This is a genomic window from Microbacterium sp. CJ77 (genome assembly GCF_002911615.1).
Lineage (GTDB): Bacteria > Actinomycetota > Actinomycetes > Actinomycetales > Microbacteriaceae > Microbacterium.
The window spans coordinates 265,558-288,409 of the sequence record NZ_PQBR01000006.1 but is presented as its reverse complement, the minus strand read 5'-3'; the positions used below and the strand labels follow the sequence as shown (position 1 = coordinate 288,409).

22 protein-coding genes and 1 pseudogene are annotated in these 22,852 nt (G+C 67.7%); 7 read left to right on the top strand and 16 right to left on the bottom strand.

The genetic code is table 11. From position 1 onward, the window contains the following. Positions 1-18: 18 nt before the first annotated feature. Positions 19-729 (bottom strand): cation transporter, encoded by a 711-nt coding sequence (locus tag C2868_RS02105; protein WP_100811814.1) that lies wholly within the window; start codon positions 727-729, stop codon positions 19-21. Continuing rightward, a complete protein-coding gene (locus C2868_RS02100) occupies positions 696-1,040 on the bottom strand; it encodes a helix-turn-helix transcriptional regulator (RefSeq protein WP_100811815.1) in 345 nt (114 codons plus the stop codon). Before C2868_RS02100 ends, C2868_RS02105 begins: the two co-directional genes overlap by 34 nt. A 120-nt stretch (positions 1,041-1,160) precedes the next feature. Between C2868_RS02100 and C2868_RS02095 the strand changes: the two genes are divergently transcribed. From C2868_RS02095 to C2868_RS02085, 3 genes are read left to right on the top strand one after another with little or no spacing between them, the layout of a single operon-like run. Continuing rightward, complete coding sequence (locus C2868_RS02095; protein WP_100811816.1) at positions 1,161-1,442, top strand: metal-sensitive transcriptional regulator; 282 nt, start codon at positions 1,161-1,163, stop codon at positions 1,440-1,442. Positions 1,443-1,472: 30 nt separating this feature from the next. Continuing rightward, entirely contained in the window at positions 1,473-1,799 is a 327-nt protein-coding gene (locus C2868_RS02090) for a heavy-metal-associated domain-containing protein (RefSeq protein ID WP_100811817.1), read from the top strand. A 40-nt stretch (positions 1,800-1,839) separates the two neighbouring features. After that, positions 1,840-4,056, top strand: coding sequence for a heavy metal translocating P-type ATPase (locus C2868_RS02085; RefSeq protein WP_374935750.1), 2,217 nt, complete (start codon positions 1,840-1,842; stop codon positions 4,054-4,056). A 181-nt stretch (positions 4,057-4,237) separates the two neighbouring features. On the opposite strand, the gene C2868_RS02080 is transcribed toward C2868_RS02085, so the two are convergent. The 3 genes from C2868_RS02080 to C2868_RS02070 all read right to left on the bottom strand — a co-directional run bounded on the left by C2868_RS02080 (position 4,238) and on the right by C2868_RS02070 (position 6,222). Beyond that, complete coding sequence (locus C2868_RS02080) at positions 4,238-5,119, bottom strand: hypothetical protein (protein WP_100811818.1); 882 nt, start codon at positions 5,117-5,119, stop codon at positions 4,238-4,240. A 56-nt stretch (positions 5,120-5,175) separates the two neighbouring features. After that, on the bottom strand, positions 5,176-5,769 hold the full coding sequence (locus C2868_RS02075; RefSeq protein ID WP_100811819.1) for a DUF305 domain-containing protein: 594 nt from the start codon (positions 5,767-5,769) through the stop codon (positions 5,176-5,178). A gap of 90 nt (positions 5,770-5,859) precedes the next feature. Then, positions 5,860-6,222, bottom strand: coding sequence for a DUF6153 family protein (locus C2868_RS02070; RefSeq protein ID WP_146047987.1), 363 nt, complete (start codon positions 6,220-6,222; stop codon positions 5,860-5,862). A 511-nt stretch (positions 6,223-6,733) separates the two neighbouring features. Here C2868_RS02070 and C2868_RS02065 point away from each other — a divergent pair. Further along, a pseudogene (locus C2868_RS02065) lies at positions 6,734-7,913 on the top strand (DDE-type integrase/transposase/recombinase). A 251-nt stretch (positions 7,914-8,164) separates the two neighbouring features. Here C2868_RS02065 and C2868_RS02060 read toward each other — a convergent pair. After that, the gene (locus tag C2868_RS02060) at positions 8,165-8,833 is read right to left on the bottom strand and encodes a hypothetical protein (protein WP_103662830.1); all 669 of its coding nucleotides are present in this window, start codon (positions 8,831-8,833) and stop codon (positions 8,165-8,167) included. 228 nt (positions 8,834-9,061) lie between these two features. Here C2868_RS02060 and C2868_RS02055 point away from each other — a divergent pair, with 228 nt between their 5' ends. Further along, the gene (locus C2868_RS02055; RefSeq protein WP_103662829.1) at positions 9,062-10,060 is read left to right on the top strand and encodes an AraC family transcriptional regulator; all 999 of its coding nucleotides are present in this window, start codon (positions 9,062-9,064) and stop codon (positions 10,058-10,060) included. Between the two features lie 8 nt (positions 10,061-10,068). Here C2868_RS02055 and C2868_RS02050 read toward each other — a convergent pair whose 3' ends face one another. The 10 genes from C2868_RS02050 to C2868_RS02005 form a co-directional block, all read right to left on the bottom strand. Then, entirely contained in the window at positions 10,069-11,727 is a 1,659-nt protein-coding gene (locus C2868_RS02050) for an FAD-dependent oxidoreductase (protein WP_103662828.1), read from the bottom strand. Continuing rightward, entirely contained in the window at positions 11,705-11,983 is a 279-nt protein-coding gene (locus C2868_RS02045) for a UBP-type zinc finger domain-containing protein (protein ID WP_103662827.1), read from the bottom strand. The genes C2868_RS02050 and C2868_RS02045 overlap by 23 nt, the downstream gene beginning before the upstream one ends. After that, positions 11,980-12,480 (bottom strand): thioredoxin, encoded by a 501-nt coding sequence (gene trxA, locus C2868_RS02040; RefSeq protein WP_103662826.1) that lies wholly within the window; start codon positions 12,478-12,480, stop codon positions 11,980-11,982. The genes C2868_RS02045 and trxA overlap by 4 nt, the downstream gene beginning before the upstream one ends. Next, positions 12,477-15,110: an ATP-dependent chaperone ClpB gene (gene clpB / locus C2868_RS02035; protein WP_103662825.1), complete on the bottom strand. Its 2,634-nt coding sequence runs from the start codon at positions 15,108-15,110 to the stop codon at positions 12,477-12,479. The genes trxA and clpB overlap by 4 nt, the downstream gene beginning before the upstream one ends. After that, positions 15,101-15,427, bottom strand: coding sequence for a chaperone modulator CbpM (locus C2868_RS02030; protein WP_103662824.1), 327 nt, complete (start codon positions 15,425-15,427; stop codon positions 15,101-15,103). The genes clpB and C2868_RS02030 overlap by 10 nt, the downstream gene beginning before the upstream one ends. After that, positions 15,424-16,386 carry a DnaJ C-terminal domain-containing protein gene (locus C2868_RS02025; RefSeq protein ID WP_103662823.1) on the bottom strand — a complete coding sequence of 321 codons (963 nt, stop codon included), beginning with the start codon at positions 16,384-16,386 and terminating at the stop codon, positions 15,424-15,426. Before C2868_RS02025 ends, C2868_RS02030 begins: the two co-directional genes overlap by 4 nt. Further along, positions 16,386-16,889 carry a nucleotide exchange factor GrpE gene (locus C2868_RS02020; protein ID WP_103662822.1) on the bottom strand — a complete coding sequence of 168 codons (504 nt, stop codon included), beginning with the start codon at positions 16,887-16,889 and terminating at the stop codon, positions 16,386-16,388. Before C2868_RS02020 ends, C2868_RS02025 begins: the two co-directional genes overlap by 1 nt. An 8-nt stretch (positions 16,890-16,897) precedes the next feature. Continuing rightward, entirely contained in the window at positions 16,898-18,802 is a 1,905-nt protein-coding gene (dnaK, locus tag C2868_RS02015; RefSeq protein ID WP_103662821.1) for a molecular chaperone DnaK, read from the bottom strand. 131 nt (positions 18,803-18,933) lie between these two features. Beyond that, positions 18,934-19,764, bottom strand: a complete 831-nt coding sequence (locus C2868_RS02010) for an MEDS domain-containing protein (RefSeq protein ID WP_103662820.1) — start codon at positions 19,762-19,764, stop codon at positions 18,934-18,936. Between the two features lie 135 nt (positions 19,765-19,899). Then, on the bottom strand, positions 19,900-20,898 hold the full coding sequence (locus C2868_RS02005) for a hypothetical protein (RefSeq protein ID WP_181003317.1): 999 nt from the start codon (positions 20,896-20,898) through the stop codon (positions 19,900-19,902). A gap of 172 nt (positions 20,899-21,070) precedes the next feature. Between C2868_RS02005 and C2868_RS02000 the strand changes: the two genes are divergently transcribed. Then, positions 21,071-21,913: an ABC transporter substrate-binding protein gene (locus tag C2868_RS02000; RefSeq protein ID WP_103662819.1), complete on the top strand. Its 843-nt coding sequence runs from the start codon at positions 21,071-21,073 to the stop codon at positions 21,911-21,913. Between the two features lie 85 nt (positions 21,914-21,998). Beyond that, a complete protein-coding gene (locus C2868_RS01995) occupies positions 21,999-22,844 on the top strand; it encodes an amino acid ABC transporter permease (protein ID WP_103662818.1) in 846 nt (281 codons plus the stop codon). Positions 22,845-22,852 lie beyond the last annotated feature (8 nt).

Genomic DNA, 22,852 nt, shown 5'->3' with positions numbered 1-22,852 from the left:
GGGTCGAACGCCGAGAGCTCAGTGATGGTCGCGGCCCTGAACGCCCTCGTGGCCTTCCTCGAGGAGCATGCCGACCGACGTTGCGCAGGCGTCGCCGCGCCAAGCCTCGGTACCTTCCCGAATCGCGAACGCAGCGATGACGAGGCCGGCGACCGCGTCGGCCCACCACCACCCGAACAGGCTGTTTACGACCAGGCCGACGAGTACGGCCGCGGAGAGGTAGGTGCAGATCAGGGTCTGCTTGGAGTCCGCGATCGCGGTGGCGGATCCCAGCTCACGTCCCGCCCGACGCTCGGCCACGGAAAGGAACGGCATGATGACGACACTGAGAGCGGTGATGACAATGCCGAGCGTCGAATGCTCGACGTCGACTCGACCAACCAATGCAAGAACGGACGCGACGGTCACGTACGCAGCGAGGGCGAAGAACGCGACCGCAATGACGCGCAGCGTTCCCTTCTCCCACCGCTCCGGGTCCCGGCGGGTGAACTGCCACGCGACTGCGGCCGCGGAAAGGACTTCAATCGTGGAGTCCAACCCGAAACCGACCAACGCCGCCGAGGACGCCACTGCGCCAGCGGTGATCGCGACGACAGCTTCGACCAGGTTGTAGGCGATGGTCGCGGTGACGATCCATCGGATCCGGCGCTGCAGGATGTGCCGGCGATCCTCGGCGATCGCGGGAGCAGCGGTAGTCACGCGCAAGTGCAGCTCTCTCCGGCACAGCATCCGGGCTCGACGTAAAGCACAACCCGCAGCAGTTCGTCCAAGGCGGGGGCAAGGTGGGAGTCCGCGAGGCGATACCAGGTGCGGCGACCGTCCGGCACGGCCTCTACGAGCCCGCAGCCGCGCAGGCACGCGAGCTGATTGGACATCACCTGACGAGAGACTCCGAGCGCATCAGCCAAATCCGACGGGTAGGCGGGAGCTTCCCGAAGCGCCAGCAGCACGCCCGTGCGGGTGGCATCGGACAGCGCGTGTCCCAGCCGGGCAAGCGCGGCGGTATGCGTCGCCGTGGCAGAAGTGATCGCAGCAGCCATGTTTGCACAATACAGGAGATTCTGAATTAAGTAGAGCGTGTATTGAAGGCGGGATGCGTGGCTGGGGGAATACAGTCGGTCTCGTATCGCTTCTATACCCTAGGGGGGTATGGTATCCACATGAACGGGTACGACGGAAACAAGGACGATCTCCAACAGCGGCTGCGGCGCATCGAGGGCCAGGTGCGCGGTATCGCACGGATGGTCGAAGAGGACAAGTACTGCATCGACATCCTCACCCAGGTGTCCGCAGCGACGAAGGCCTTGGAGACGGTTGCGCTGTCTCTGTTGGGCGATCACCTGCGTCACTGCGTCGCGGAGGCATCTGCCGAAGGCGGCCAGGTCGCCGCAGAGAAGATCCGTGAAGCCAACGACGCGATCGCGCGTCTGGTCCGTTCCTAAACACCCACGCACCCATCGGAGGACATCCCCATGACTGACCCCATCGACCTCGGTCTGAAAGAAAGCACTGCCGCCAGCTGCTCCTGCTGTTCCACGGCGACATCCCCAGCCACCGACAGCCCGATCGCTGTGACCCCGGCAGTGACGGAAGAACTTCTCGTCTCCGGGATGACATGCGGGCACTGCGTGTCCAGCGTCACCAAGGAGCTGACCCGCCTCACGGGTGTTGAGAACGTCACCGTTGACCTACACGCCGGCGGCGCATCCCGCGTCACCATTCACAGCTCGACGCCGATCAACGCTTCCGCGGTCAAAACAGCTATCGAAGAAGCCGGATACGCCCTGGCCGACAACTAGGCCTACAACACTTCGACGCAACGCAAACAAGGAGGCTCACATGAGCCAGCACGATCATTTCCCTGAATCTGTGGACCGAGACGATCAGGCCGCCGCGTCCGCTACGACGCCTGTCGCGCACAAACACGCCGCGATGGACCACTCCGCGCACGGCGATGACGAAGCGCCAGCTTCGGGGCACTCGGGGCACGGTCACGCGGACCATGGCGACCACGCCGGTCATGGCGGCCACGCCGGTCACGCCGGTCATGGCGGCCACGCCGGTCACGCCGGTCACGCCGGTCACGGCGACCATGTGGCAAGGTTCCGCCGGCTGTTCTGGATCATGCTGATCCTCGCCGTCCCGGTGGTGGGATTCTCCACGATGTTCTCCATGCTGATCGGCTACCCCCTCCCGGACATCGCATGGGTGGGGTGGGTGTCCCCGGTCCTGGGCACGGCCATGTACGTGTGGGGCGGTGCCCCGTTCCTGACGGGCGCCATCGGTGAGCTCCGCGCCCGCAAACCCGGCATGATGCTGCTGATCGCCCTCGCGATCACTGTCGCATTTGTCGCCTCCTGGGGTGCGAGCGTGGGGCTGCTGCACCACGAGCTGGACTTCTGGTGGGAGCTAGCGCTCCTGATCGTCATCATGCTCCTGGGCCACTGGATCGAGATGCGATCCCTAGCCCAGACCACTTCCGCTCTGGACTCCCTCGCCGCCCTCTTGCCGGATGAGGCCGAGAAGGTCGACGGCGACAGCACCGTCACCGTCGCCCCCGCAGACCTGCAGGTCGGAGACGTCGTGGTCGTCCGACCCGGCGGGCGCGTGCCGGCGGATGGCCGGATCGTGCAGGGCTCGGCAAGCATGGACGAGTCCATGATCACCGGCGAGTCCCGACCGGTGCGACGCAGCGACGGGGACCCGGTGATTGCCGGGACCGTAGCCACCGACTCTGGGGTCCGAGTAGTGATCACGGCGGTCGGTGAGGACACCGCCCTCGCTGGGATTCAAAAGCTCGTCACCGAAGCGCAGAACTCCTCCTCCCGCGCGCAGCGTCTCGCAGACCGCGCCGCAGGGTGGTTGTTCTGGTTCGCGCTCGGAGCCGCGGCCATCACCGCCATCGTGTGGACCGTCGTGGGACAGCCCGATATGGCTGTCGTGCGCACCATCACCGTGCTGGTAATCGCGTGCCCCCACGCCCTGGGGTTGGCGATCCCACTGGTGGTGTCCATCGCCACCGAGCGCGCCGCCCGCGCCGGCGTACTGGTCAAGGACCGACTGGCGCTGGAGAGCATGCGCACCATCGACACGGTCCTGTTCGACAAGACCGGCACCCTCACCAAGGGCACCCCCGCCGTCACTGCCATCCACCCCATCGACGGCACCAAAACGGACGAACTGCTTGCTCTGGCGGCTTCCGCCGAGATCGACTCCGAGCATCCCCTCGCCCGCGCGATCGTCAACGCCGCCCACGAGAAGCAACTCGCCATCCCTCGCTCCAGCGACTTCGCGTCGTCACCCGCGGTCGGCGTCCGCGCGCTCGTAGACGGGCGCATCATTCAGGTCGGCGGCCCGTACCTTCTCGAGCAGGAAGAAGCGACCGAGCTACCCATCGCGGACGAGTGGCGCGATGAAGGCGCGATCATCCTCCATGTCCTCATCGACGGGACGGTGGCGGGCGCCTTGCGGCTCGCGGACGAGATCCGCCCGGAATCCCGAGAAGCCATCATCGCGCTGCAGGAACGCGGCGTTCACGTGGTCATGATCACCGGGGACGCGGAAGCCGTCGCCGCGTCCGTGGCCGCCGAGCTCGGCATCAACCGGTACTTCGCCGGCGTCCGCCCCGAAGACAAGGCCTCCAAGGTCAAGCAGCTGCAAAGCGAAGGCCGAAAGGTCGCGATGGTGGGCGACGGAGTGAACGACGCCCCCGCCCTCGCCCAAGCCGACGTCGGAATCGCGATCGGCGCGGGCACAGACGTCGCCATTGCTTCCGCAGGCGTAATCCTCGCCAGCGACGACCCCCGGTCGGTGGTCTCAGTGATCGAGCTGTCCCGAGCCAGCTACCGCAAGATGACACAAAACCTATGGTGGGCAGCCGGCTACAACCTCATCTCCGTCCCCCTCGCCGCCGGCGTCCTCGCCCCGATCGGGTTCGTACTGCCTATGTCTGTCGGCGCGATCCTGATGTCGCTGTCCACGATCGTGGTAGCCCTCAACGCCCAGCTGCTGCGGCGGCTGGACCTCAATCCGGACGCCGTCATCAACAAAAAGTAGGCCGGCACCGGCAAGGGGGTCAGCTGACTCATCTCGTCCCGGCCGGGGGCTGGCTTGCCGCTCAGCCCCCGGCCGTCGCGTCAATCCCGGACGTGTTCGGGCGCGACGCACCGCGTCGGTTGGATCTGCACCGAAGCCGTGATGCACCCGTCTGAGCCGAGGAGACACGGCATCGTCGCGCTCATCGTGAGTCGTCCGTCCTGATGACAGTCCGCCAAGTGTTGCCAGCATCCGTGGTGACGCGGACTCCGCCGCCATCAGCGATTGCTACAGCGCCGTCGAAACTGACGGAGATCGCGGCGGCCTCCCCGATGGCTTTCCCGACGGTGTTCCAGACCACCCCTTCCATCGTGCTGCCAGCCCATATGGTGCCGTCCGTAGCGACTCCGATGATGCCCTCTTCCACCGTGGGATCAGCGGCAATGACCAGAAGGGATGGTGAGTCTGCGACGTTCGCGAAGGTGAGTCCAGCGTCGCGGCTGACCATCAAACCGTCCGGGGTGGTGGCGGTGACCACCCAGGGATTCATGGCGTCGATGCTGATGTCCCGCGCCGTCAGCGACCCGATGTCCGTCCACGTCTGCCCGGCGTCGATGCTTGCCGCCAAAACAGGCCGGTCCGAGGGCAGCCCGAGGAGGAAGTCCGGCGCGGCGGGGGTGGCGGCGAGCATATGGAAGTCGGTGACTCCTGCCAGGGAAACTTGCTCCCAGCCCGTGTCGGTGTGCCGGACCAGGCCGATGTTCGGCGCAATGAAGGTGTCGTCTTGATTGTCCGGGGCGGGGTGGCCAGAGGCGACGAGGGTGCCCGCCTGTACCGTGAGGCCCATTGCATCAAAACTGACACCTCCGACCAGGGACACCTCCTCTGAGGTGGGGTCGACCCGGTACGCGCCGGTATGTGCGCCTACCAGCAGCGCACCGTCTGCGTCGAAAGCAACGTCGTGGACGTGCGGGATGAGATCGAGCGATGTTGCACCGTCGGGCGCCGCAGCACACGCGGCGGTTGTGATGGTGAGTGTCGTGGCCAAGCCGATTGCGGCGAGGGTGCGTGTAGTTGTCTTCATAGTTGCGTTCTCCCTGAGCCAGGGGCCGGCCGTCGGGTGCGGCCAGCCCCTAGCGGTCAGAGCGTCGCGAGAATGTCCTCCATCGTGGTGATTTCTGTGGTCTGCGAAGCGATGATGGCCTCAGCGAGCGCGAGGACATCGGCATTCCCACCGTTGTCGACCTCGGACTGCGCCATCTCGATCGCTCCCTCGTGGTGGACGATCATCTGCTCCAGGAAGAGGCGGGACGCCTCCGCCCCGGTGGCGTCTTCGAGGGCCTGCATGTCGGTTTCCGACATCATCCCTCCGTGATCCATCCCGCCCATGTCACCCATTGGCGTGCCCCACTCATCAAGCCAGGACTCCATCAGCTCGATCTCCGGGCCCTGCGCGGCCTTGATCTGCTCAGCCAGCGTGATCACGCGCTCGTCGATGTTCTCCTTCGCCAGGATCATGTCGGCCATCTCCACGGCTTGTTCGTGGTGCGGGATCATCATCATCGTGAACTGCATGTCGGCGTCGTTCACGTCGGCCGCCGTAGATGCGGAAGCCGATGAGCCCATTCCGGGCATGTTGTCCATTCCACCTGCGCCGGTGGTGCCGGCACAGCCGGCGAGAGCGAGCAGTGCGGTCAGGGTAATTGCAGCGGTCGCCGCGGCACGGTTGTTCATTGGTTCTCCTCAGTCGTCTGTGTGGCGCGCACGGTCAGGATGACCGCGCGCAGAAGCTCAGCTGACCTTCATCGGGTCAGCGAACAACCTTCACGTACGACTGATACAAAGAACGAGAAGAGACGGTGGTCGCGGTATCGCCGCTTGAACGGCCGCCATAAGGGGGCCGGCCCGGCCGAACGCGACACCCCAGGAGATACCGGCGCGAGGCAGCAGGAACAGCAGCGACACGACCAACAGGGCCAACACGCACGCCATCGCGAGCATGGCGTCATGCCCACCGCAGCCCGGGCAGCCATCGTCGGCCGGCGGCGCATCATGGCCGTGAGCGGCGCCGACTTCCTGCAGGGACACGGCGGCGACAGGCTCCGCGTGCACGGCAGAGGAAGTCAGCACGTGCATGGCGAGCAGCCCGACGATCAGCGCGGCAGTGAGCGCGATGAGCAGCAGCACAGATCTACCCAGCCCGTGCGGGCTACGGCGCAGATACCGCGCGAGAGCGATCACCGAGATCTCACCTCCTACTTCGATGGTAATCGTCCCTCCCGCCCCGCGCTCGGCGTGCGAGCAATCCGTTCTCAGGGCCGGGGTTCTCGCCTCGCTGCTGCGGCGCACGCCGTCTGCGTCGACGCCGGGGGCGGGGAAGGCCGCTGGTGACCACGAAAGCTGATGGCGGCGTCGTCGCCGCAGCGTCGATCAACAGGTCGCTGAAGCGTCGGCCAACAGGTCAAGCGCCCTGAGCCACCCCGCTCACAAATGGCGTCAGGAGTCCTGCTTAAGCGGGTCGCCTGTGATCTATCAGGACATCTCTGACGTTCGCGCATCAATAGATCTCTGACGCTTCTGGGCTGTGTGGTCCTGACACTTCTCCCTCTATGTGTGAGGGATGAGCCGCGTTGAGCCTGTTGATCCCCGTGTCCGCCTCGCGATCACGCAGTGGCCTCCGGATGCTCCGCGCGGGGCGGTGACGACGTTTTGCTTCGAGCATGGGATCTCGCGGGAGACGTTCTACGCGATCCGGAGACGTGCCGCCTCGGAGGGGTCGGCCGCTGCGTTGGAGCCGCGGTCCAGACGCCCGAACCACAGCCCGGGCAAACTCACCGAGGACGTCACCGCGCAGGCGATTGCGGTGCGGGCGGCGTTGGAACAGTCCGGGCTTGACCATGGTCCGATCAGTGTTCACGACAAGATGCGGACGCTCGGGATGGAGCCGGTGCCGTCGACGGCGTCGCTGTCTCGCATTTTCCGTGACGCCGGTGTCGCGAAGACCGAGCCGAGGAAGAAGCCACGCTCCTCCTACCGGCGATTCGTTTATCCCGCGCCGAACGCATGCTGGCAGCTCGACGCGACCGAATACGTCCTCACCGGCGGCCGCAAATGCGTGATCTTCCAACTCATCGACGACCACTCCCGCCTCGCCATCGCCTCCCACGTCGCCTCAGGCGAAACCTCCGAAGCCGCGATCATCGTGGTGAAGAAGGGCATCACCGCCTACGGTGTCCCGCAGCGGCTCCTCTCCGACAACGGTGCCGCACTGAACCCGTCCCGACGAGGAGTGCTCGGTCAATTGGTCGCCTACCTGCGCTCTCTCGGCGTCGAACCGATCACCGGGAAGCCCTACAAACCGACCGCGCAGGGCAAGAACGAACGCTTCCACCAGACCCTGTTCCGCTACCTCGACAAGCAGCCCCTCGCGGCCACCCTCGAACTGCTGCAAGTTCAGGTCGACGACTTCGACCTCATCTACAACACCCAACGACCCCACCAAGCACTTCCTGGCCGGATCACGCCGCGGGCCGCCTGGGACGCCACTTCGAGGACCGAACCGCCCCGCCCTGTCGCCCCACGGGCACCGCTCCCGGCGCCTTCGGAGGAGATCCGGGTCAAGCTGGTCGGCAACACCGGCGCAGTCGAGTTCCGCGGCATCCGATTCGGCATCGGTCGCGCCTTCGCCGAGCAGAGAGTCTGCGTCATGGACGCCGGCAAGACCGTGATGGTCTTCGACCTCCGCGGCACCCTGATCATCGAGCACCCCTGGCCCAAACCCGGCACCAAATACGTCAGCAACGGCCGCCGACCCGGACCCACCAAGACCCTCTAACGTCAGCGATGTCCTGATACATCGACTGTCAGAGATGTCCTGATGCAGAATCGTCAGGCATGTCCTGATACATCACACTTAAGCGGGTCGCCGAAGACCGTGCGCGTGACAACAATCTGACAACAACTGAACGAAAACGACCTGATTCAGTCCATTCGAGCACAATTGAAATCCGCATGTTTTCAGGGTTTTGAACAAAGGACGACATGCTGCCACTAGCCTTGCGTGGGTTCGAGCCCCACGGGGCCCACCGCGACGCAGCGCCCTCGCGACGTCGACGGCAACAGGATGCTCTCAACGACGGAGAGCCGGGTAGATGTGCGTCCCGATCCGGTGCCCCCATGTCGCATACGTGCGGGACGTGAGATCGTTCACGGCGGTCAACGTGATCATCGGGACACCCAGCCGGCTGCAGATGCGTTCCGTCTCACCGTCGAGCATCCGCGCGTGACGACCTGTGAGCATACGAGCGAAGGGCGAGATCGACCTCGTCAAGTGCATGCTCGCGGTGCTCGTCACGAAGACCGACGCGCACCGCGCGGACATCAGCGCCTCGACCAGACCGGTCATGCTGCGTTGCCAGCTGCGGCGACCGGTCAGACAGAACGCGTCGGTCGTGGCGAGCATGAGAACGATCGCGTCGTAACCATCGAGGTCGACGCTCGCGAGACAGCCGAGGGTCGATCGGGCCGAGGCCGCGGGTTGCGCGCTGACGATCACGATGGCACCGCGCCCCGAATATTGCGCAACGTCGCGGGCGAGGAAACCCGCGATCCCCAGGTCGTGGATCAGCACACCGCATCCCGCCGCCGCGCCGTCACCGATGATGAGGATACGGACGGGATCCCTTCCCCGGACGCAGACGACGGGTGGACCCTTCGGGTAGATCCACTCACGCTCCTCGCGCGTTCTCGCTCGGAAGGCGGCCCAGAAGATCGGCCCCAGCACGGCGTCGCGGCACACCGCTGCGCTCCTCGGCCCATCTGTACTCGAAATGCGCGGTGGATTCCTGGTGCGCTCCTGGGAGATCAATGCCCGTCTTCCACGTCGTGTTCGTTTACGTCCCACCGTCTCGATGGCGATTAACCGTATGGATGCGTCTGCTGCCGGGGATATCCGGCAGGCGCGGCTCAGTATCCGATGTGCGCGGACCGCGGCCGTGCTCACTCCGTCGCCGCGTAGGATCGCCGGATGCCACCACAAGCGGGCGAGATGTTCGCGACCCACCGCGTCGCGTTCAGCCGTGACGTCGACCACGCCCGCCAGGTGCTCGGCGACGTCTTCCTCCCCGTCGATTTCCCCGCGGCGAAGGCATCCGGCACCTTCGAGATGCAACTCAACGCTCTGATGGTGGGCCGACTCACCTGTGGGTACATGAGGTTCCGCGACGCGGTCTGCATCGAGACCGCCGAGGCGGAGAACTATCACATCGACATCCCGACGGGGGGCCGCGCCACGATGCGAGCGGGCCTCGGCTCCCCGATCCACGGCGCACAGCGGACGGCGGGCATCTTCATGCCGGGGCGTCCGGTCGAGATTCGATCCGACGGGGGGTTCGCGCAACTCTCGCTGATGGTCTCGCGCGATCACCTGCAGCTCGAGGTGCAGAACCTGCTCGGGCGCGAGCTCTCCCGCGCCCTCGAGTTCAGCGGGGAGATCGACCTGTCAACGCCGGGCGCACAGACGATGATGCAGGCGCTACGGATGATCGACGACGCGTCCCACGACGAGGGTGGACTGCTCGCGCATCCGCTCGCCACGCAGCGCTTGGAACAGGTCGTTATGCACAGCCTGCTTTTCGCGCAGCCGCACAATCACTCCGCGGCGCTGGCGGGTCCCGCTCCGGTTCCGGGGGTTCGCCCCGTCACGCACGCGGTCGAACTCATGCGGAACGATCTCGCCCGCCCCTGGAGCATCTCAGAACTCGCTGCGGAGGTCTCGGTGAGCGCGCGAAGCCTGCAAGAGGGTTTCCGCCGTTCCCTGGCCGCGACTCCGATGAGCTATCTGCGCCTCCTCAGGCTCGAGCAGGTCCGTGAGGAACTGCTCACGACAGAGGCGGCGAACATCACCGAGGTGGCGTCCCGCTGGGGGTTCACCCATCTCGGACGATTCGCCGCCGTGTATCGGGAGCAGTACGGGGAGCGCCCTTCGGACACGGCGAGGTCTGCGCGCTCCCGCGCCAGGACGTGATCCAGCCCTCACCTCCGGCCCGCCTGCACGAGATGCTCGAACACGAGGCGCACGGCGACGGCCCCCTCCCCCGCGGCCGACGCCACCCGCTTCACCGAGCCGCTGCGCACATCCCCCACCGCGAAGACGCCCGCGCTCGAGGTCTCGAACAACCCGCCCCCGCCGCCCGTCCTCACGAATCCCCGGTCGTCGAGCGCGATCGCCCCCGCGAGCCATCCCGTGTGGGGTTCTGACCCGATCAGCACGAAGAGGGCTGTCGCACCCAGAGGCCTGCGCTCGTCGGTCTTCACATCTCGGATGACGACTTCCTCGAGGCCCAGCTGGCCGCGCAGCTCGCAGACCTCGGACTCGGTCCAGAGGTGCACGCGCTCGGCCGATCTGATCCGGTCGGCGAGGTATCGGGACATGTCGCGGTCGAGGTCCTCGTGACGGATGACGAGATGGACATCGGACGCGGTGCGAGCCAGGAACAGGGCCGCCTGGCCGGCCGAGTTGCCCCCGCCCACGATGACGACCGTGTCGCCGCGGCATAGACGCGCCTCGAATTCCGTGGCGGCGTAGTAGACGCTGGGTCCCTCGAGTCGGTCCATGCCCGGCAGACGGAGACGGCGGAAGCGCACGCCGGTCGCCAACACCACCGTGTGCGCCTCCACCCGCACGCCGTCGGACAGTCGCACGACGAAGTGGCCGTCGACGCGATCGAGCGAGCGCGCCTCTCCGGGGATCATGAAGGACGCCCCGAACTTGCGGGCCTGCACGACCGCCCGGTCGGCGAGCTCGGCCCCCGAGATGCCGGCCGGAAAGCCGAGGTAGTTCTCGATCTGCGACGACGTGCCCGCCTGACCGCCGGTCGCGAACGCGTCGAGTACGACCGTGGACAGACCCTCGGATGCCGCGGAGACCGCCGTCGCGAGCCCGGCGGGGCCGGCGCCGACCACCATGATGTCGAACGCATCGCGGGGCGGGGCGCCGTCGCGCAGGCCCAGCAGGGCGGCGAGCTCCGCGTTGCGGGGGTTGCGCAGGACCATCCGTCCTTTCCAGATGACGATGGGGGTCTGGTCGGGGGGAATGTCGAACGCCCGCACGGTGCGCTCGGCCTCGGGGTCCTCCTCGAGGTCGTCCCAGCGGTACGGGACGCGGTTGCGACTGGCGAAATCCCTCAGCCGGCGGGTGTCGACCGAGTGGCGCGACCCGATGATCCTCAGGCCGATGCCGAGGTCGGCGTGGATGCTGCGCCGGAGGATGAAGGCGCGCAGGATCAGGTCCCCGAGCGCCTGGTTCCGGGTGACGGCCTCCTTCAGCCCGTCGTACCGGACCTCCAAGACCTCGACGTCGGTCTGAGCGACGGCGGTGACGAAGACGGCCTGACCGGTCAGCATCGACAGGTCGCCCACGAATCTGCCCCGCCCGTGGACGGCGATCACCCGAGATCCTCCCGGTGCTTCGTCCCCCTGCACGACCCGGACGAGCCCCTCCAGCACCACGAACAGACCGCAGTCGCGGTCCCCCTCGCAGAACAGCATGGAGCCCCGTGCCAGCCGCTTGCGTTCCCCGAACGCCGACAGCTGCAGCACCTGCTCTTCGGCCAGCCGAGGGTACGCGCCGTGCGCATCGGGGGTCTCGAGTGCGTCGGGCGGATCGGGTTCAGACGAATTGCTCGTCGGCATAGCACCACCTCCAGCTCTCCCCGGGCTCGATCGAGCGCACGATGACGTGACCCGTGAGGGCGGCGTGGGCGCGCGCGTGGCGCATCGGGGAGGAGTCGCAGCAGCCGATCTCACCGCAGGTGAGGCACTGCCGCAGGTGCACCCACGGCGTTCCCAGACGCAGGCACTCCTCACAACCCGTCGCTCGCGGCGGCCCGACGGGCCGCACCAACCTCAGGTGCGGATCCGGGGCTGAAGGACCGGTGAGAGAGGTCATCGCCGATCCTCCTCGGTTGCGGCGACGTCCGACGGCCCGTGCGCCGCGTCCGCCGAGGGCAGGTGGGCGGTGAGCCAGGATCGCAGGGCCGGCGCGGGCGCCGCGCCGATCTGCGTGTCGATCACCTCACCGTGACGCATGAGGATCAGCGTCGGGATAGCCCGTATCTGGAACCGCCGGCTGACGTCCGGCGCCTCGTCCGCGTTGACCTTGACGAGCTTCAGCGTGCCGGCGAACTCGGTCGCCAACTGCTCCAGCACCGGGCTGACCATGCGGCAAGGCCCGCACCAGGGCGCCCAGACGTCGACGAGCACCGGCACGGTCGACGCGTCCGCGACCCGGGAGAAGTCGGCGTCGGACGAATCGATGATCCACGGAAGCGGATTCCGGCACTTGCCGCAGCGGGGCGCCCCACGTGCGGAGGAAGGCACGCGATTCTTCGTGCCGCAGCGGGGGCAGACCACGACCGCGTTCGCGCCGTTCGCCACGGCGCTCATGCCGCGACCCGCCCGTCGTCGGGGCGCCTCGGCACGACGGTGAGCTCCCCCTCGGCGAGATCGACCACGATCGTGCCGTCCTCCGCGAGGTCGCCGCGCAGGAGCGCCCGTCCCACGCGCGTCTCCACCTCTCGGGAGATGAAGCGCCGCAGCGGACGGGCGCCGTATGCCGGGTCGAAGCCCTCCTGCGCCATGAACGCACGCGCGCGCTCCGTGGTCTCGAGCATGATCCGCTGATCCGCCAGTCGCTGCCGCAACTCATCGAGCTGGAGGTCGACGATGCGCTCGATCTCGGCGAACGTCAGGGGCTTGAACAGCACGATCTCGTCGATGCGGTTCAAGAACTCGGGTCGGAAGTGGGATCGCAGCGCACCCATCACCAGCGAACGCGCCTCCGGCTCCACCTCCCCGTCGGACGTGACCCCCTCGAGCAGGTACTCGGACCCGAGGTTGGAGGTCATGATGATGACGGTGTTGCGGAAGTCGACCGTGCGACCGTGCGAGTCCGTGAGCCGACCGTCGTCGAGCACCTGGAGCAGGATATTGAAGACGTCGACGTGGGCCTTCTCGATCTCGTCGAGCAGGACCACGGCGTAGTGCTTGCGGCGGACCGCCTCCGTCAGCTGACCGCCCTCCTCGAATCCGACGTATCCCGGGGGCGCACCGACGAGGCGGCTCACGGTGTGCCGCTCCTGGTACTCGCTCATGTCGATGCGGATGATGTTCTCCTCACTGTCGAAGAGCGCCTCGGCGAGCGCCTTGGCGAGTTCGGTCTTGCCGACGCCGGTCGGACCGAGGAAGACGAAGGAGCCGATCGGCCGGGTCGGGTTCTTGATCCCGGAGCGCGCCCGGACGACCGCGTCGGTCACCAGTTCCACAGCCTCCTCCTGACCGATCACCCGCTCATGCAGCACCTCGTCGAGGCGGAGGATCTTCGCCCGCTCCCCCTCCTGGAGTCGGCTGACGGGTATGCCGGTCCACTGCGCGACGATGTCCGCGATCTCGTCGGCGGTGACGATCTCGCGGAGGAGGCGCCTCCCGCCCTGCTTGTTCCCGAGACGTTCCTCAGCCACCGCGAGCCGGCGCTCCAGCTCCGGCAGCTTGCCATGTCGCAGGCTCGCCGCCCTGTTGAGGTCGTACTCGCGCTCCGCCCGCTCGCTCTCCAGGCGGACCTGCTCGATCTCCCGCCGCAGCGCCTGCACCTCGCGCAGCGCCTGCCGCTCCGCTTCCCACTGGGCGCGCATCGCGTCGGCCTCCGCACGCAGGTCGGCCAGCTCTCGTCGCAACTCCTGGAGCCGACGCTCACTGGCGGGGTCGGTCTCCTGGGCGACCGCGGCATCCTCGATCTCGAGGCGGGTGACGCGCCGGGTCAGCTCGTCCAACTCCGCCGGCATCGAGTCGATCTCGGTACGCAGCATCGCGCACGCCTCGTCGACGAGGTCGATGGCCTTGTCCGGCAGGAATCGTTCGGAGATGTAGCGGTGGCTCAGGGTGACGGCGGCGACCAGGGCACCGTCGGAGATCTTCACCCCATGGAACACCTCGAATCGCTCCCGCAGACCCCGCAGGATCGACAGCGCGTCCTCGACGCTCGGCTCATCGACCACGACCGGCTGGAACCTTCGCTCCAGGGCCGCATCCTTCTCGATGTGCGTGCGGTACTCGTCGAGCGTCGTGGCACCGATCATGTGCAGTTCGCCGCGAGCGAGCATGGGCTTGAGCATCTGGCCCGCGTCCATCGAGCCCTCCGTCGCGCCGGCGCCGACCACGGTGTGCAGCTCATCGACGAACAGCAGGATCCTGCCCTCGGCCGCCACGACCTCGTTGAGGACCGCCTTCAGCCGTTCCTCGAACTCGCCGCGGTACTTCGCACCGGCGACGAGCGAGGCCATGTCCAGGGCGAAGACGGTCCTGTCACGCAGCCCCTCGGGGACGTCGCCGTTGTGGATCCGCTGCGCGAGCCCCTCGACGATGGCGGTCTTCCCCACGCCTGGCTCGCCGATCAACACCGGGTTGTTCTTGCTCTTGCGGGAGAGGATCTGGACGGTGCGACGGATCTCCGCATCCCTGCCGATCACGGGCTCGAGTCGACCGGCCGCGGCGTCCGCGACGAGGTCGCGCCCGTACTTGGCGAGAGCCTCATACGTTCCTTCGGGAGTCGCCGACGTCACCCGCTGGGACCCCCTCACTTCGGTCAGCGTGCCGAGGAAACCGTCGCGTGTCACCCCGTGCCGCGCGAGGATCCGGCCCGCTGCCGAGGCCGATCCCTCATCCAGGAGGGCGACGACGAGGTGCTCGACGGAGACGTACTCGTCCTTGAGCCTGCGGGCCTCCTGATCGGCGGCATCCAGCACGCGGTTCAAACGCTGCGTGACGTACACCTTCCCGGCCTCGGCCCCGGACCCGGTGACCCGCGGGCGCTTGTCGAGCTCGGCCGTCAGGTCCTCCCGCAACCGGTCCACGTCCGCGCCGGATCGGGCCAGCAGGGGCGCCACGAGACCCTCGCCCTGGTCCAGCAGCGCCAGCAGGAGGTGCTCGCCGTCCACCTCCTGATGACCGAACCGCAGCGCCTTGGTCTGCGCGTCGTGGAGCGCTTCCTGTGTCTTCTGGGTGAGCCGATTCAGGTCCATCGTGGTCCCCTCTCTGATCGTGAACGCTGTGATCTCTCCAGATCGGAGATCCGGTCCAGAAGGTCCATCACGAGCCCGAGCGACGCGTAGCCGAGACCCAACCGCAGGTGCAGACGCTGAATCCTCGCCATCTCCCGCACCTGGGACGGGTCGAACCAGAGCGCGCCCTCGGCGTCGCGGCTGATCTCGAGGAGTCCGAGCGTCACGAGTCGCCGGATCAGTTCGGGGTGCACCCCGGTGATCCGGGCGAAGCTGTCCAGGCTCAGTCGGTAGGGGCGGGCGAGCGGCCACCGCGTCCCTGTGATCGTTTCGGTCATGATGGACTCCGCGGGTCGAATGTCGATGTACCGGCGAGCTGCTCGAACAGGCGGCGCTCCTCGGCCGACGGCGCCGACGGCACCGTGATCTGCGTCTCGGCGTACAGGTCGCCGGGCCTGCCCCGCTCGTTCGGCAGGCCGCGGCCCTTCAGCCGTAGACGCCGGTGGCTGGAGGTCCCGGCGGGCACGCGGACCGTCGCGGGGCCGCCGGGGGTCTCGATGGGCAGGGATGCGCCGAGCGCCGCCTCCCAGGGTGCGAGCGGCAGCAGCACGTGCAGATCCCTCCCCTCGGTCCGATACCGGCGATGCGGCGCGATCCGCACAACGAGGTAGAGGTCTCCGGCCGCTCCTCCGCCGGATCCCCGACCGCCCTGGCCCCGCAACCGGATCCTCTGACCGTCCACGACACCGGGGGGAATGACGACGTCGATGGTGCGCGGGCCGTCTGCGGCGCCGATCGTCAGCGTTCGCCGGGTCCCGCTGTAGGCCTCTTCGACGCTGACCTCCACCTCCGTCTCCTGGTCGGATCCGGCGACCGGTCCCCACCCGCCGCGAGCGCGTCCGCGCGAGCCGAACATGCCACCCAGCAGGTCCTCGATGTCCACGTCACCGACCGAGCCGGTGTATGCGTAATCGCCCGCGGGACCGGCGCCGCCGCGGCCAGTCGGCCGCCCCCCGGCAGCCGCCCCGGCATAGGCGCGCGCCCGGCGGTAGGCGTCCGGGTCCACATCCGGGCCGACGCGCCGGAAATCCTGCCCGAACGCGTCGTAGCGCTTCCGTTGGTCCGGATCCGAGAGCACGTCGTACGCCTCGGAAAGCTCCTTGAACCGGTCTTCCGCACCGGGATCCTTGTTCACGTCGGGGTGGAGCTTTCGGGCGAGCCTGCGGTAGGCCCGTTGGATCTCCGACTGGTCGGCATCGCGGGAGACGCCGAGAACCTCGTAGGCGTCCCGTGGCATCATTCGCTCCGGGTCGCCACGATCACAGAGGCGGGCCGAAGGATCTCGCCGTCGGGTCCGTAGCCGGGCCGGATCACGTGTGCGACCGTCCCGGGCACGAGGCTCGCGTCGGCCACGGTGCTCACGGCTTCGTGCCGGGCGGGATCGAACGGCTTGCCTGTGTCGTCGTCGCGCCGCGGGTAGCCCAGATCGGCGAGCACGGTGAGCGCTTGCTCGTGCACGGCACGCACCCCCTCGACGATCCGGTCGGGGTCGGCGGCGGCGTGATCGAGGGCACGCTCCAGATTGTCGAGCACGGGCAACCATCTGGACGCCACGGATGCGCGCTCCTGCTCGCGCACCCTGATCAGATCCCTCGCGCACCGCTTGCGGACGTTGTCCAGCTCTGCCGCCGTGCGACGCCACGAGTCCTCGAGTTCGGTGACCCGCCTGGCATTCTCGGCCGCCTCGTCCGCGGCGTCTTCCCCCGCGGACTCTGCGTCGGGCTGCTCCTGTCCGGACATGATCGCGCTCAGTGCGCCGTGAACTCGGCGTCGATCACGTCGTCCGCGTCATCGCCCGCCCCGGTGTCGCCCCGGGTTCCGCCGGAGGCACCGGCGGCCTCGGCGCCGGACTGGCTGCCGACGGAGGTGCGCAGGCCCTGTGCCATCTGGTGCAGCTCGCCCGTGAGCGACCGGAGCCGATCGATCGGGGTCTGCTCGTCCTCGAGAGCGGCCCGAGCGTCGCTCAACAGCATCTCCGCCCGGGCGCGATCGTGTTGAGCGACCGCGTCGCCGGCCTCGCCGAGCTCGCGCCCCACCCGGTACGCCACCGAGTCGAGCTCGTTGCGCGCATCGACGGACTCGCGGAGCTGGGCGTCCGCGCTGCGGTTCGTCTCCGCATCCGACACCATCCTGTCGATGTCCTCTGGCGTCAAGGTCGAGCTCTCGCTGATCGTGACCTGCTGCTCGGCGCCCGTGTCCTTGTCCTTCGCCGACACGTGCAGGATTCCGTTGGCGTCGATGTCGAACGTGACCTCGACCTGGGGCTCGCCCCGGGGCGCCGGCCGGATGTCTTCCAGCCGGAACCGAGCGAGGGCCCGGTTGTCGCTGGCCCGCTCCCGCTCGCCCTGCAGGACGACCACGTCCACCGCCTGCTGGTCGTCCTCCGCGGTACTGAAGACCTCGGTACGACGGGCCGGGATGGTGGTGTTGCGCTCGATGACCTTCGTCATCACGCCTCCCTGCGTCTCCAACCCCAATGAGAGCGGCGTGACGTCTAGGAGCAGGACGTCCGTCAGATCTCCCTTGATGATCGCCGCCTGGACCGCGGCGCCGAGTGCGACGACCTCGTCCGGGTTGACGGTCATGTTGGGATCCTTGCCACCCGTCATGCGTCGCACGAGGTTCTGCACCGCGGGGATCCGGGTGGAACCGCCGACGAGGATGACCTCATCGATGTCGTCCGCGGTAACCCTCGCGTCCCCCAACGCCTGCTGGACGGGTCCCATGCAGCGTTCGACGAGATCCGCCGTCAGCTGGTCGAACGTCGAGCGCATGAGGTTGACGTTCAGGTGCTTCGGACCCGAGGCATCCGCGGTGACGAACGGAAGGCTCACCGCGGTCTGGGTGAGGGCCGACAGCTCGACCTTGGCCTTCTCGGCCGCCTCGAACAGACGCTGCAGGGCCTGCGGGTCCTGCCGCAGGTCGATGCCGACGTCCTTCTGGAACTCGTCGGCGAGGTAGTCCACGATGCGCCGGTCGAAGTCGTCGCCGCCCAGGTGGGTGTCGCCCGCCGTCGATCGAACCTCCACGACGCCCTCACCGACGGTGAGGAGGCTGACATCGAAAGTCCCGCCGCCGAGGTCGAACACGAGGATGGTCTCGTTCGCGAGCTTGTCCATCCCGTACGCGAGAGCCGCGGCGGTGGGCTCGTTGATGATGCGGAGGACGTCGAGCCCTGCGATCTTGCCCGCATCCTTCGTGGCCTGCCGCTGGGCGTCGTTGAAGTGCGCGGGCACCGTGATGACCGCTTCCGTGACGCGCTCGCCGAGCGCCTTGCCCGCGTCGTCCGCCAGCTTGCGCAGCACCTGTGCCGAGATCTCCTCGGGCGCGTAGAGCTTTCCGCGCACCGAGAACCGGACCGCGCCATCCGGGCCGGGGACGACCTCGTACGACACGGCGTTGACCTCGCTCTGCACCTCGTCGTACTTGCGTCCGACGAAGCGCTTGGCCGAGTAGATCGTGCCCTCGGGATTCAGAATCGCCTGGCGTCTCGCCATCTGGCCGACGAGTCGCTCGCCGTTCTCGAGGAACGCGACCACCGAGGGGGTGGTCCTGTTGCCTTCGGCGTTCGGGATGACCTGAGGCTGACTGCCCTCCATGGCCCCGATCACCGAGTTCGTCGTTCCCAGATCGATACCCACGCACCTGCCCATGACACGCTCCTTCGCTGGATGCTCCCTTCCGCCATGCTTTCGCTGCACGCAGCCCGCGGCATCCCGTAAACGGGTATGCCTGCACGGCTGCGGCGTGCGGACGGAGTCGGGCCGTCGGAGCCGCGCGCGGGTCAGGCGGCAGAGGAGTCGTGGCGGAACGACAGGAGCGCAAGTTCGGTCCGCGAGTGGATGCCGAGCTTCTGATAGACGTGCTTGAGGTGTGCGTCCACGGTGTGCGGCGACACCATCAGCTCTGCCGCTGCCGCCCGGTTCGACTTTCCCGCGCCCACGAGCTCGGCGATTCGGATCTCGGCGTCGGTGAGGGACCGCCACGGGTCACCGACGACCGCGAGACCGGTGCCGGCCGCGGCTTCCGGGCACTCGTGCGGCGCGACGCAATGGGGGTTGTGCAGGACGGCACCATCGACCAGGACGCGGGAGTGGACCTTCAGGACATCCGCGAGTATCCCGACTCCCATCCGCCGCATGTCGTACAGGCAGAGGAACACGGCGGGCAACTCGGCGAGGATGAGGATGACGGCCGACTCGTAGACGAAGAACTCCCTCGCGTCGGACTCGGTCGAGGCGTGCGACATCTGCCCGGCCGCCCTCAGCAGCGGCGGGCGCTTCGCGGCGGAGGGCTCCACGTGGGCGACGAGGCGCGCGATCCGCTGGCGGGGCGACATCGCACCGGCGCGGAGGTAAGAATCTGGCGCGACGTGCAGGTCGAGCTGCCCGGTTCGCCGCATGTCGTCGAGGCCCGCCGCCCCGTCTGTCCGCCGCGTTCGCGCCGGCTCGAGGTCATCGATCAGACAGACGCATCGATCGCCTTGGCTCAGTCCCTCCTGCATGAACTGCACGAGAAGACGGTCCCTCTCGACCGGCCCGGAGAAGAGCGCGCAGATGTGAACCCCCGGGTCGACTTCACCGATACCCGGAATTCCCGTGAGCTGGTCGCTCACGGGGAGCCCCGCCGTTGTGGCTCCATGGCTCTGACCCTACGTGCGGTGCAAGACGCGGTCAACGCCCGTCAGGATGCCGGACTCGCCACCGGGTCGGGTCACGAGAACACGAAGCGGGCGGCCGATCTCGGCGTCTCACGTTCGATCGTCCGCCAGACTGGCGCGCCGCTGCTCTTCGCGTTTCGAGTACGCCGCGGCGCGGATGGCCTCGTCCGACTCCAGGCCCGTGCCGAGTGCTCCGCCGAGAGTCGCAGCCGATGCGACGAACCAGGTGAGCACGAACAGATCGCCGTACCCGGGCGATGCGCCGAAGGAATCGCCCATCACATCCGGGTCGAGGACGAACATCGCCCAGGCCAGGTTCACGACGTAGAGCGCCAGATAGCAGATGACGACTCCGACCGTGAGGGTCAGCAGCGTCGAGGTGTTGTAGAGACGGGACCGTTCTCGAGCGGCGGCGGAGTCGTCATCGGGGCGGTCCCACAGTTTGCCGTCGATCACGATCCAAGCGATGACGATCGCGATGGAGGCGATGGTCGCCACAGCAAGCCGCCACCCTGACAGGGAGGCCGCGAGCAACCACACCGTCGGTTCGATGGTGGCCACCGCACCGGTGGCGAGGGCTGCAACCAGTGCGGACTTCAGGCCTGCCGCAAGCAGCCATGGGCGGTTGGCGAGCACCATGCCCAAGAGCACCCGCCCGCGAGCACTCAGGCCGGGCAGAGGCAAACGCTGCTCCTCGGACGTGGTGGGCTCGGCCATGCCGTCGACGAGTCCTCGCACCGCGGCGCGAGCGCGGGAGGTCACACGGAACCCGCCGAGCGCGGGGAGCGAGAGTACAGCCGCCTGTCGCCGAGCATCGGTGGCGGCGAGCAGATAGCGTCCGTCGTCGTCGCGAAGCGGAAGCTCGGTCACACCGATGACGAGATCCCACGCGTTCTGGTCGGCATGCCTCCGCAGCCGTGCCAATGCTGTATCGACATCCTCAGAACCCAGTGTGAAGGGCGAGCTCAAGAGCTCGATGTCCCAGCCGTCTGCGGCAGCGCCGGCCGGGGGCACGAGGTCGGTCATCCGGCGCGCGAGGTCGGTGGGCGAGGCCGGATCGGCCACGAGCCCCACTCGGATCGGCCCCATCCCCGCAACCTACACCCGTGCCCACTTCGTTCATGGGCCCACGGATGCGCGAGCGAATGTGGACTCGGTGTAACAATTCGACGCTGCGTGCGCCCGGCCTGTCCGGCTGCCGCAACAATAGAGGGGCACCTGCCCACAGCATCCGGGCACATCTTCTCGCCTTGGAGGCATCATGTCGCGCTCCCGCCTGCTCACCCTCGCCGCCGGAATCACGGTTGCCGCGTTCGCCCTCGCGGGCTGCGCGAGCGGAACCGCGGGGACGGATGCATCCGCTGAGCCGGATGCCGGATACGTGACGCCGGGCAAGCTGACCATCGCGACGGGCGACATCGCCTACTACCCCTACGTGATCGACGACGACCCGGCGTCCGGTGAGGGATTCGAGGCCGCCATCGCCTACGCCATCGCCGACAAGCTCGGCTTCGAGGCCGAGGACGTCGAGTGGGTGCGCACGAGCTTCGAAGCCGCGATCGCCCCGGGTCCGAAGAACTTCGACTTCAACATCCAGCAGTACACGATCACCGACGAGCGCAAGCAGGCCGTGGACTTCTCGTCGCCCTACTACTCGGCCAGCCAGGCGATCGTCGCCGTCACGGGTGGTGCGGCGGACGGCATCGACTCGATCGACGGACTCAAAGACCTGGTGATCGGTGCCATGGCCGGATCCACCAGCGCGCAGACGCTCGACGAGGTCGTGCAGCCCACGACCGCACCGCAGCTGTTCGGATCGAACGAAGATGTCGTGGCCGCCCTGAACGCCGGGCAGATCGACGCCTTCGTGATCGACCTGCCGACGGCCTATCTCGCGACCGCGATGTACATCGAGGACTCGTTCATCGTCGGAGAGCTCCCGGCCGGAGGCATCCCGGACGAGTGGGGCGTCGTGCTCTCGAAGGACTCGCCCCTGACCGACCAGGTCTCGGCCGCGATCGACGAGCTGCGTGAGGACGGAACGCTCGCTGCGATCACGGACGAATGGCTCGGCGCGGGCCAGGGCGTCACCCTCCTGCAGTGAGTGCGCTGCAGTGACCCCGCCGAACTGAGCGCGCCGCGATGAATCCCCGCGGCATCCGTCGCTCCACCTCCGATACCGTCGAGACGTGAGCGCCCACTCCCCCAGCGAGCTCGAACTCGAGCGCAGAGCCTTTCGCGCACGCCAGTCGCGCCGTTCGGTGCTGGTCGCGATCGCCTCGTCGATCGTGTTCGCGATCATCGTCTGGGCGACGGTCATCAACACGCCCGGGTGGGCCGGGGTGCAGCGGGCGTTCTTCGATCCGACCATCGCCTGGCAGGCCCTCCCCGCGGTGTGGGCGGGATTCCTGCTGAATCTGCAGGTGCTGGGCCTGTCGCTCATCACCGTGCTGATCGTCGCCATCGCCATCGCGTTGCTGCGCACCCTGCCGGGCCCGGTCTTCGTGCCGCTGCGTGCCCTCGCCGCCGCGTACACCGATATCTTCCGCGGCCTGCCGTTCATCATCGTGCTGTACCTGGTCGGTTTCGGCATTCCGACGCTCGTCAACGAGCGCATCCCCGTGATCTATCTCGGCACGCTCGCGGTGACACTCACCTACTCCGCCTACGTGTCCGAGGTCATCCGGGCCGGAATCGAGTCGGTGCATCCGTCGCAGCGTTTGGCGGCGCGTGCGCTCGGGCTCGGCTACGGGCAGACGCTCCGCCGCGTCGTGCTCCCCCAGGCCTTCCGCCGGATCACGCCGCCGCTCATGAACGACTTCGTCGCGATGCAGAAGGACGTCGGGCTCATCTCGATCCTCGGCGCGACGGACGCCGTGCTCGCCGCCAAGATCGAGGGCGCGCAGACCTATAACTTCACGCCGTACATCGTGGCCGGCATCCTGTTCATCCTGCTCGCGATCCCCACGATCCGACTCACCGACTGGTACGCGGCACGGCTGCGCGCCCGCGAACAGAGCGGGGTACTGCTATGAGCAGGGTG

Bases quoted from the DNA above. Each gene is read 5' to 3' on its own strand.
- C2868_RS02105 (WP_100811814.1), bottom strand. From the start codon at position 729: ATGCTGTGCCGGAGAGAGCTGCACTTGCGCGTGACTACCGCTGCTCCC.
- C2868_RS02100 (WP_100811815.1), bottom strand. From the start codon at position 1,040: ATGGCTGCTGCGATCACTTCTGCCACGGCGACGCATACCGCCGCGCTT.
- C2868_RS02095 (WP_100811816.1), top strand. From the start codon at position 1,161: ATGAACGGGTACGACGGAAACAAGGACGATCTCCAACAGCGGCTGCGG.
- C2868_RS02090 (WP_100811817.1), top strand. From the start codon at position 1,473: ATGACTGACCCCATCGACCTCGGTCTGAAAGAAAGCACTGCCGCCAGC.
- C2868_RS02085 (WP_374935750.1), top strand. From the start codon at position 1,840: ATGAGCCAGCACGATCATTTCCCTGAATCTGTGGACCGAGACGATCAG.
- C2868_RS02080 (WP_100811818.1), bottom strand. From the start codon at position 5,119: ATGAAGACAACTACACGCACCCTCGCCGCAATCGGCTTGGCCACGACA.
- C2868_RS02075 (WP_100811819.1), bottom strand. From the start codon at position 5,769: ATGAACAACCGTGCCGCGGCGACCGCTGCAATTACCCTGACCGCACTG.
- C2868_RS02055 (WP_103662829.1), top strand. From the start codon at position 9,062: ATGCCACCACAAGCGGGCGAGATGTTCGCGACCCACCGCGTCGCGTTC.
- C2868_RS02050 (WP_103662828.1), bottom strand. From the start codon at position 11,727: ATGCCGACGAGCAATTCGTCTGAACCCGATCCGCCCGACGCACTCGAG.
- C2868_RS02045 (WP_103662827.1), bottom strand. From the start codon at position 11,983: ATGACCTCTCTCACCGGTCCTTCAGCCCCGGATCCGCACCTGAGGTTG.
- trxA (WP_103662826.1), bottom strand. From the start codon at position 12,480: ATGAGCGCCGTGGCGAACGGCGCGAACGCGGTCGTGGTCTGCCCCCGC.
- clpB (WP_103662825.1), bottom strand. From the start codon at position 15,110: ATGGACCTGAATCGGCTCACCCAGAAGACACAGGAAGCGCTCCACGAC.
- C2868_RS02030 (WP_103662824.1), bottom strand. From the start codon at position 15,427: ATGACCGAAACGATCACAGGGACGCGGTGGCCGCTCGCCCGCCCCTAC.
- C2868_RS02025 (WP_103662823.1), bottom strand. From the start codon at position 16,386: ATGCCACGGGACGCCTACGAGGTTCTCGGCGTCTCCCGCGATGCCGAC.
- C2868_RS02020 (WP_103662822.1), bottom strand. From the start codon at position 16,889: ATGTCCGGACAGGAGCAGCCCGACGCAGAGTCCGCGGGGGAAGACGCC.
- dnaK (WP_103662821.1), bottom strand. From the start codon at position 18,802: ATGGGCAGGTGCGTGGGTATCGATCTGGGAACGACGAACTCGGTGATC.
- C2868_RS02005 (WP_181003317.1), bottom strand. From the start codon at position 20,898: ATGGGGCCGATCCGAGTGGGGCTCGTGGCCGATCCGGCCTCGCCCACC.
- C2868_RS02000 (WP_103662819.1), top strand. From the start codon at position 21,071: ATGTCGCGCTCCCGCCTGCTCACCCTCGCCGCCGGAATCACGGTTGCC.